The following is a 9,417-nucleotide window of genomic DNA, read 5'->3' as shown; positions in this document are numbered from 1 at the left end:
GTGACCTCGGCAGGATTCAAACCTGCAACCTTCTGAGCCGTAATCAGATGCGCTATTCAGTTGCGCCACGAGGCCTTTTTGTAAGCAATCAGACATTATCTAAATGCGGGTGCAAATATAATATTTTTTATGACATATGCACCAAACTTTATTTAAAAAAAATAAGAATTATAGCTTACATTACCTATTATACCTTTAAACTTTCCACGAAATTAACCCAGAAACACTGGAGTTTACTATATTAAAACTAAAGAACAACTCTCAGATTACACACCATCCAAATCTAAATCCACTTTCGCATAATTCTTATATATAACTCCGTATATTTGGTAAACATCTAATAACATTGTTTTATGGAATTAATACTTCAACCATGGCCATGGTACGTGTCTGGCCCATTACTGGCTCTGGTCATGTACCTACTAGTTTATTTTGGTAAGACTTTTGGGGTATCCTCCAATTTACGAACCCTATGTGCTATTGGAGGTGCAGGAAAATATACGGACTTCTTCCACTACGACTGGAAGTCTCAACTATGGAACCTTATGGTCGTTCTCGGCGCCATTTTAGGAGGGTTCATAGCTTATTTCTACCTAAGCGATCATTCCCTTATTCAATTAAACAACGATACGGTAATTAGATTACAAGAGTTTGGTTTTGATAATATTGGAGAATCTTTAGTCCCAATGGAAATGTTCTCCTTAGAATCCGCATTTAGTCTAAATGGCTTATTAATACTAGTTGTAGGAGGGTTTTTAGTTGGTTTTGGAACACGTTATGCAGGCGGTTGCACCTCAGGACATGCCATCACCGGGTTAAGTAACCTACAACTACCATCGCTATTTGCAGTAATAGGCTTCTTTATAGGTGGCCTTGTAATGACACATTTCATCCTACCACTTTTATTTTAAAACAGCGCGTATGAAAAATATCAAATTTATCCTAACGGGAATGCTTCTTGGAATTGTCTTAGTAAAATCAGAAGCCGTATCCTGGTATCGTATCTTTGAAATGTTCCATTTTGAATCTTTTCATATGTACGGAATTATTGGTAGTGCCATCCTAACAGGTATTCCATTAATTCAGCTATCGAAAAAATTTAAGATCAAAAACGACAAAGGCGATCCAATAATCCTTGAACCAAAAGAAAAATCCAAATACCGCTATCTTATTGGAGGAAGTATTTTTGGCCTAGGCTGGGCCTTAACTGGCGCATGTCCAGGTCCTATATTTACGCTTATTGGCACTGGCCTGCTTTCGATGATTATTGTTCTTTTAGCCGCTGTAGCAGGAACCTTTGCCTATGGCCTGTTAAAAACCAAACTGCCCCATTAATAAGATCCACTCTTAGAGGGTCAAAATAGCATATTGGTAGCCTTTAAAACATCGAAAAGTCCCATGATTTTGTACCTTTGGACTGCTGCTTAAAAATCGTATTAAGGAGCAATGCAAAAAAGTGTAAAAAAATGAAAGTTGAACAAATTTATACAGGCTGTCTAGCTCAAGGCGCCTATTACATAGAATCCCAAGGGGAAGTTGCCATAATTGATCCACTTAGAGAAACCGCACCATACATTGTTAAGGCAGAAAAATCAGGAGGAACAATTAAATATATATTTGAAACGCACTTCCATGCGGACTTTGTATCCGGGCATATAGATCTGGCAAAAAAGACAGGAGCCACCATCGTCTATGGACCAAACGCTACTACTAACTATGACATATATCAGGCAAAAGATCAAGAAGAGTTCAACCTAGGCGATGTACGAATCAAAGTGCTACATACTCCAGGACACACCCTAGAATCATGCTGTTATCTTCTAATCGATGAGCAGGATAAGAACTACGCCCTCTTCACCGGGGACACCCTTTTTATAGGCGATGTTGGTCGTCCAGACCTCGCGATTAAACAGGATTTAACTAAGGAAGATTTGGCTGGAATGCTCTATGATTCCTTACGAGAGAAGATCATGCCATTGGAAGATGATCTTCTTATATACCCAGCTCATGGCGCAGGATCTGCTTGTGGAAAAAACATGAGCAAGAACACGGTAGATACTCTGGGAAATCAGAAGAAGACCAATTATGCACTTAATGAAAATACCACAAAAGAAGCCTTTATAGAAGAACTTTTAGACGGCATTCTACCTCCACCACAATATTTCTCCAAAAACGCGCTACTTAACAAACAAGGGTACGAGTCTTTTGATCAGGTATTAGAAAAGGGAAGTATTCCATTAGATCCCGCGTCTTTTGAGGCCATAGCAAACCAGCACGCAGCCGTCGTCCTGGATGTTAGATCAACAGAGGAGTACCTAGATCAACACGTCCCAAATTCCATTTTTATAGGCTTAGACGGGTCTTTTGCTCCTTGGGTAGGCGCTTTAATCACAGACCTTAAACAACCGCTTCTATTGGTGGTCCCTGAGGGTAGAGCAGAAGAAGCTGTCACCCGCTTATCAAGAGTGGGCTATGACAATACCCTTGGTTATCTAGAAGGTGGAATAACGGCTTGGAAAGAGGCAGGGAAAGAAACCCAGTCCATAAAATCTATCGATGCAGAAACATTTTACGGAAATTTTCAGCATCAAAGTGATCAAATGACCATTTTAGATGTACGCAAACCAGATGAATTTAACAATCAACATTTACTCTTCGCAAGGAGTTTTCCATTGGACTTCATCAATGAGAACATGACGGAATTAGACAAACAAAAACCTTATTACATCCACTGCGCCGGTGGGTATCGTTCCGCCATTGCAGCGTCCATTTTAAGGGCTAGAGGTTTCGCCAAGCTCACCGATATAAAAGGAGGGTTTGAGGCGTTAAAACAAACGAATCTACCAGTTTCTAACCAAAGTTGTTCGAAGTAAATGATCTTTTAAAAGTGAAAGTCTGCCTATGAAGATTAAAATGAATATGAGTAAGAAGGATAAGCTAATTCGTGTAGTAATAGCCTTTGTTATTGCAATGTTGTTTTATTTTCAAATATTAAAAGGACTCTTAGGCGTAGTGTTTATGCTACTCGCCATAGCCATGTTACTTACGTGTTTTTTCCGAGTCTGTCCACTGTATAAAGTCTGTGGTATTTCCACTAATAAACCAACGTCTTAGTTACACTATCTCTGCACTAAGTCCTGCTTGTAATAATTTAGCACAACGTGACTTTAGGTAATCGTACTCCCCTGTTTTAACTGTACATTTACCCTTATAGTGCACTATAATAGAACACTGTTCAGCCTGCTCCAGGGTGTGATCACATACATTCACTAGTGTGTCGATAACGTAGTCAAAGGTATTTACATCATCGTTATATAAGACAATTTCATGCTCCTTAACCACTTGCTCTTCTACAAGAACATCTTCTAATATTTTTTCTTTAGTACTCATCTTCAATATTTTATACTAATTTATGAATTTTACTGCAACCCAAAGATTCTTTTCCAGGTTTTCAGTAAACTTTAACGAAAATTCCTCGCAGCGTTCCTGTATTTTTGGAATATCATCATTGTAAAAGCCACTTAGAAATAACATCCCCTGATCGTTTAAGCAATTGGCATAAACGGGAATATCTTCTAATAAAATATTTCGATTAATATTAGCAATGATCACATCATAACGCTTACCAGATAATAAAGAAGCATCCCCCTGATAAACATTGATATGATGACACTCATTACGATCGACATTCTCTATGGCATTTAAATAACACCAGTTATCCACATCAATAGCGTCTACTGCCACAGCACCTTGCTTCTCTGCTAAAATGGCCAATACACCAGTTCCGCAGCCCATGTCTAAAACCGTTTTACCCTGGAAATCATTTTTAAGAATAAATTGAATCATCATATGAGTCGTCTCATGATGACCCGTCCCAAAACTCATTTTTGGCTCGATAATGATATCGTATTTGGTATTGGGTACCTGGTGGAAGGGTGCACGAACCGTACAAACCTCATCCACTACAATAGGGCGAAAGTTACGTTCCCACTCCTGGTTCCAGTTTTGTTGTTTTATTTCAATAAAGGAATATGATATGGTAAAATCTGGGTTTTTTAAAATGACGATGTCCTGTAAAATCTCCGGGGTCCAATCTTGCTTTTGTATATAAGCAACCACACCATTGTCCTGCTCTACAAAGCTTTCAAAGCCTGCATATCCCAGTTCCGCGATTAGAATCTCGGTTCCAGGAATTGCAGGGGATACTTTGAAAGTATATTCTAGATAAATTTCATCCATTATTTTTCGTTAACTAGAAAGCATTAACAATGGCTACAAAATCTTCGGCTTTTAAAGAAGCTCCACCGATTAGTCCACCATCTACATCAGGCTTAGAAAAGATCTCAGCGGCATTTGCTGGTTTTACACTCCCACCGTATAAAATGGAAACACCATCAGCCAACGAGTCATCATACTGTTGAGCGACAGTCTTTCTAATAAACTCATGCATTTCTTGAGCTTGCTCTGGCGATGCAGTTTCTCCCGTTCCGATAGCCCAAACGGGTTCATAAGCCAAAACAATTTGTTTCCACGCACTAGCTGGAAGGTGAAATAATCCGTTCTTTAGTTGACTTGCCACCAAATCAAAATGTGTATTGTTTTTTCGATCCTCCAATTCTTCCCCAAAACAGAAAATGACATTTAATCCAGCATCCACTGCAGCAGTGACTTTTTGAGCTAATATAGCATCATCTTCACCAAAATAAGCACGTCTTTCAGAATGTCCTAAAATAACCGTCTGAATCCCAATACTCTTAAGCATATCGGCCGACACCTCACCTGTATAAGCGCCACTTTTAGCTTGGTGCATATTTTGAGCGATCACCTCTATTGAGGTCTCTTTTAGGGTTTCATAAGCGGGGTATAGATTCACAAATGTCGGTGCGATCTTTACCTTTACATCCGTATTGGTTAACACTTTTCTTAGGTCGCTGATCAGGGTCTGAGTTTCAGCCAAATCATTGTTCATTTTCCAGTTTCCAGCAACTATTTTTTCTCTCATGCTATTGTTATATTTAGTTCTATAATTAATATTTTGTTCGTGTATTTCGTTAGCCTCTTACCCTTGACTTATTTTCCTTGGTTCTCGAACTCAAAATCTTCCAAATCGTTAAAATGCAATTTTTGGGTGATTGTTCCTTCTTTGAGCTCTAATACCCCAGGGTTGGACCTTACAATAGTTTTCACGGTCGTGAGGTCACAAAAATAGAAATCAAAATCCAAACCGTATTCATTTTTATAAAGAGCAAGTTGTGTTGGACTAGAAGCACTCAGCCCCACAACGCGGTATCCCTTTTCCTTTGCCTTGGTAGCCAGCTGTTGAAGTTCTCCTAAGGCTTCTTTATCAGCCTGTTCAATTACCCGACTTACAATAAGCAAAACTAAGGGCTCATTTAAAAGCTCCTCTGCGTAATCCACTCCCTCTCGCTCCATAGTAAAATCGTGAATCGGAGGCACATACCCTTCTTGTACTAGGGTTGTCTCAACATCCATAAATTCGCCTTCAACAGTAGGATAATCCCCTTTGGTGACGATGATCTCTTCTTGGCCGTTGACCATAAACTTCCACGCATAATCATAGATGGCAACGGGTGCATCCGCTGGAATCTCCATGCCCTGTGTTATGTTATTTCCGATTTTATAAGGACGGAAATCAATCACAGGTAAATGGTTGTACACATAATAGGCATACCAGCAGCACAACACCAAAGTTATCAAGCTCACAGTAGGCGCAAGTTTCAAGGTATTTATATATTTCTTACCAAGAAATAAAACTACAATCAAAACCAGCAATATCACATCCTTAGTAAAAGATTCCCAAGGAGTTAATTTAATGGCATCGCCAAAGCAACCACAATCGGTAACTTTATTGAAATAAGCAGAATAAAAGGTTAAGAAGGTAAAGAAAACAATCATTAGCAGTAGGGACCAAACGGTAAACTTTGGTTTATACCCCCAAAGAAGCATTACCCCGAGTAAGGTTTCAAAAATCACAAGAAGCACGGCGATATGTAGTGCAAAAGGCATCAAAAATGCCAAGTCTAAGACCTCAGGACTGAAATATTCTTCCAACTTAAATGAAAATCCAACGGGATCGTTCAATTTAATGAGTCCACTGATTACAAATAATAATCCCACAATTATTCTTGCTGCTGAAACAACTACTCTCATAACAATGCTTTATCTAGATTTTTAAATAAATCACCCAATCATCCATGACTTAGGTGATTTTCTTATCGGCTTTTAAATGGATTAGCGCAAAAACAGCATAATTTATCATGTCTTGATAATTGGCATCAAAACCTTCACTCACTAGCGTTTTCCCTTTATTGTCCTCCATTTGCTTTACGCGCAATATCTTTTGAAGAATCAAATCAGTCAAGGAGCTCACGCGCATATCTCTCCACGCCTCGCCATAATCATGATTCTTATTTTCCATCAATTCTTTGGTCTGACCAACCTTTTGATCATAGAGCGCAAGAGCCTGACCCAGATCCATATCCGCATCACTACCTACACCTTTCTCTAGTTGAATCAAAGCCATAATGGCGTAATTTACAATACCAATGAATTCAGAAACTTCTCCTTCTTCTACTTTCTGCACTTGATTATCCTGAATGGAACGAATCCGCTGCGCTTTTATAAATATTTGATCCGTAAAAGACGGTAATCGCAGTATTCGCCACGCACTCCCATAGTCTTTCATTTTTTTCTCAAACAAATCCCGACAAAGTTCAATGACCCCATCATATTGTTTTGATGTATTTTGCATAAGTTTACTCCTATTTTGCGTAAATTTCGCTTAAAATTTTCAATGGTCAAAGCCGAAGCGCTAATCTTTCATAAGTGGATCGTTGTAAAAGAGTCACATAGCATAAAATTAAATACCATATATAGATGACTATCAACTGTAAGGGCAGTCTAATCGACCTATCCATTCCCCGAGTAATGGGTATTTTGAACGTAACTCCAGACTCGTTTTTCGATGGCGGAAAGTACACCAAAGAGACCGCTATTTTAAAACGCGTAGAAACCATCTTAGACCAAGGAGCTACCTTTATTGACCTGGGAGCCTATAGCACTCGCCCAGGAGCTGAGCAGGTAAGTGAGCAAGAAGAGATTCAAAGAAGCGTACCGATTACAAAATTGATTTTAAAACATTTCCCAGAGGCGTTAATTTCAGTGGATACCTTTAGAGCGGAAGTCGCTCGGCAAAACATCGAAAGTGGTGCCAGTTTAATTAACGATATTTCAGGAGGCTTGCTAGATTCACAGATGATTCCAGTGGTTGGAAAACTGCAAGTACCCTATATCTTAATGCATATGAAGGGGGATCCAAAGACCATGCAACAGCACACCCAGTACGATCATTTAATCAAAGATCTTTTATATTATTTTTCACAGCGTATCCAGCAAGCACGCATCCATAAAATAAACGACATTATAATAGACCCAGGATTTGGATTTGCAAAGTCCTTGGATCAGAACTATGAATTAATGGCCAAGCTAGAACTTCTTCATATTTTAAAACTTCCATTATTTGTTGGGGTGAGCAGAAAATCCATGATCTATAACTTACTTGAAACACACCCAGAGGAAGCCTTAAACGGTACCACCAGTCTAAACACCATAGCCTTAGGTAAAGGTGCTCATATTCTCAGAGTACATGATGTGAAACAAGCCGTAGAGTGTGTCAAAATCCATCAAATGATCAACAAGAACAACACCGGGGTTTAAGCCACCAAAATATCAAAAAAGATCCCTCCCATCCATTGATGGCGCATTACCATTAATATTTTTTTTAAATTTACCTAAAAACCGAGCAATTTGGAACTATTTGATTTTGTGGAAATAAAGGTGGTAGACATCATCGACATTTTCTTAGTCGCATTTCTATTTTATTACGTCTATAAATTAGTAAAAGGTACGGTCGCCATCAACATCCTTATGGGAATTGTGGTGATCTACATTATTTATTGGTTAACCGAGGCCTTAAACATGCGCATCTTAAGTAACATTCTCGGCAATTTTATCGGCGCAGGGTTTTTCGCTTTATTAGTGGTCTTCCAACAAGAAATACGCAAATTTCTACTTATGGTTGGTTCCACCAATTTCAGAGGGAAAAATGGTTTGCTAAAACACTTTAGTTTTATGCGACAAGATACCACAACGGTGGAGACCAATGTAGATGCGATTATTTCTGCTTGTGAAAAAATGAGCATGAGCCGCACCGGGGCACTTATAGTTATTGAAAGAAACAACTCCCTTGAATTCGTAAAACATACTGGTGACTATATGGATATAGAGGTCAATCAACCCATTTTAGAAAGTATCTTTTATAAAAACAGTACGCTTCACGATGGCGCTATAATAATCGAAGGCAATAGAATTGTAGCCACTCGAGCCATTTTACCCGTTTCTAACGAACGAAATATTCCATTGCGCTTTGGACTACGACATCGTGCTGCCATCGGTGTTACAGAAAAAACAGATGCTGTTTCCATTGTGGTTAGTGAAGAAAATGGCCAGATTTCATATATGAAAAATGGAGAGTTCGTCTTATTTGAGACCTTGGAGAATTTAAAAAATCAAATCCTCGAAGACCTTTCCTAAAAAGATGGATGAGTAAGAGTTCATTGTGATACTGTGAAATAAACTGCTTTTCTATTATTTTTTAAACAGCCTCTTCAGCTAAAAATTGTACCTCGTACAAGTTCTTATAATAACCGTCTTGTTTTTTAAGTAGCTCTTTGTGGGTCCCAGATTCTACGATTTTCCCACCATCCATAACGATGATCTTATCCGCCTTTTTAACTGTAGTTAGTCGATGCGCGATCACAATGGAGGTTCTTCCTTTGGTTATTTTATCTGTGGCTGTTTGAATTAAACGCTCCGAATATCCATCTACAGAAGAGGTAGCCTCATCAAGAACCAAAATACTAGGATTACTCACATAGGCTCTTAAAAAGGCAATTAACTGACGTTGTCCACTGGATAACATACTACCGCGCTCCTTTACATTATAATGATATCCACCAGGAAGGCTATCGATAAACTTATGAACCCCAATATCCTTAGCCGCTTGAATGACATCAGCCTCCTTAATTTCTGGATCCATCAGGGTGATATTATTAAGAATAGTATCGGCAAATAAGAACACATCCTGAAGGACCACCGCAATCTGAGATCGCAAGGATTCTACCGTATAATCTTTGATATCTACCCCATCAATAGTAATGCTCCCTTGGTTAATATCATAAAATCGATTTAATAAGTTTATGATCGTTGACTTACCAGCCCCCGTCGCCCCAACAATAGCAATAGTCTGCCCTGGATTGACCTTTAAAGAAATCCCGTGCAGCACTTCTTCATCCTTCACATAACCAAAGCGAACTCCATCCATTACAATCTCTCCTT

Annotated in this window: 12 protein-coding genes and 1 tRNA gene; 6 read left to right on the top strand and 7 right to left on the bottom strand. The window is 38.9% G+C overall.

Annotated features, from left to right (window positions below):
* Position 1: 1 nt before the first annotated feature.
* A tRNA-Arg gene (locus VKY50_RS02975) sits at positions 2-75 on the bottom strand.
* A gap of 278 nt (positions 76-353) precedes the next feature.
* Between VKY50_RS02975 and VKY50_RS02970 the strand changes: the two genes are divergently transcribed.
* From VKY50_RS02970 to VKY50_RS02955, 4 genes are all read left to right on the top strand, one after another.
* Positions 354-911, top strand: coding sequence for a YeeE/YedE family protein (locus tag VKY50_RS02970; protein ID WP_324298691.1), 558 nt, complete (start codon positions 354-356; stop codon positions 909-911).
* 10 nt (positions 912-921) lie between these two features.
* Positions 922-1,335: a DUF6691 family protein gene (locus tag VKY50_RS02965; RefSeq protein WP_324298689.1), complete on the top strand. Its 414-nt coding sequence runs from the start codon at positions 922-924 to the stop codon at positions 1,333-1,335.
* 131 nt (positions 1,336-1,466) lie between these two features.
* Positions 1,467-2,873 carry an MBL fold metallo-hydrolase gene (locus tag VKY50_RS02960; RefSeq protein WP_324298687.1) on the top strand — a complete coding sequence of 469 codons (1,407 nt, stop codon included), beginning with the start codon at positions 1,467-1,469 and terminating at the stop codon, positions 2,871-2,873.
* 28 nt (positions 2,874-2,901) lie between these two features.
* Complete coding sequence (locus VKY50_RS02955; protein WP_324298684.1) at positions 2,902-3,114, top strand: YgaP family membrane protein; 213 nt, start codon at positions 2,902-2,904, stop codon at positions 3,112-3,114.
* Here VKY50_RS02955 and VKY50_RS02950 read toward each other — a convergent pair whose 3' ends face one another.
* The 5 genes from VKY50_RS02950 to VKY50_RS02930 all read right to left on the bottom strand — a co-directional run bounded on the left by VKY50_RS02950 (position 3,115) and on the right by VKY50_RS02930 (position 6,772).
* On the bottom strand, positions 3,115-3,390 hold the full coding sequence (locus tag VKY50_RS02950) for an ATP-dependent Clp protease adaptor ClpS (RefSeq protein WP_324298683.1): 276 nt from the start codon (positions 3,388-3,390) through the stop codon (positions 3,115-3,117).
* Positions 3,391-3,405: 15 nt separating this feature from the next.
* Positions 3,406-4,239, bottom strand: coding sequence for a 50S ribosomal protein L11 methyltransferase (gene prmA / locus VKY50_RS02945; protein ID WP_324298681.1), 834 nt, complete (start codon positions 4,237-4,239; stop codon positions 3,406-3,408).
* Positions 4,240-4,252: 13 nt separating this feature from the next.
* Positions 4,253-5,002: a triose-phosphate isomerase gene (gene tpiA, locus VKY50_RS02940; protein ID WP_324298679.1), complete on the bottom strand. Its 750-nt coding sequence runs from the start codon at positions 5,000-5,002 to the stop codon at positions 4,253-4,255.
* Between the two features lie 68 nt (positions 5,003-5,070).
* Positions 5,071-6,171 (bottom strand): BT_3928 family protein, encoded by a 1,101-nt coding sequence (locus VKY50_RS02935; protein WP_324298678.1) that lies wholly within the window; start codon positions 6,169-6,171, stop codon positions 5,071-5,073.
* A gap of 49 nt (positions 6,172-6,220) precedes the next feature.
* Positions 6,221-6,772: a DUF1599 domain-containing protein gene (locus VKY50_RS02930; RefSeq protein ID WP_324298676.1), complete on the bottom strand. Its 552-nt coding sequence runs from the start codon at positions 6,770-6,772 to the stop codon at positions 6,221-6,223.
* 125 nt (positions 6,773-6,897) lie between these two features.
* Between VKY50_RS02930 and folP the strand changes: the two genes are divergently transcribed.
* Positions 6,898-7,737: a dihydropteroate synthase gene (gene folP, locus VKY50_RS02925; RefSeq protein WP_324298674.1), complete on the top strand. Its 840-nt coding sequence runs from the start codon at positions 6,898-6,900 to the stop codon at positions 7,735-7,737.
* A 90-nt stretch (positions 7,738-7,827) separates the two neighbouring features.
* The gene (gene cdaA / locus VKY50_RS02920; RefSeq protein ID WP_008991768.1) at positions 7,828-8,613 is read left to right on the top strand and encodes a diadenylate cyclase CdaA; all 786 of its coding nucleotides are present in this window, start codon (positions 7,828-7,830) and stop codon (positions 8,611-8,613) included.
* Positions 8,614-8,674: 61 nt separating this feature from the next.
* On the opposite strand, the gene VKY50_RS02915 is transcribed toward cdaA, so the two are convergent.
* Positions 8,675-9,417 (bottom strand): ABC transporter ATP-binding protein (locus tag VKY50_RS02915; RefSeq protein ID WP_324298671.1); only part of this gene is annotated, 743 nt, incomplete at its 5' end.

Source organism: Galbibacter sp., from assembly GCF_035306585.1.
GTDB lineage: Bacteria > Bacteroidota > Bacteroidia > Flavobacteriales > Flavobacteriaceae > Galbibacter.
Note: the sequence above shows the minus strand (reverse complement) of the source record. Positions and strands in the feature narration are given on the sequence as shown.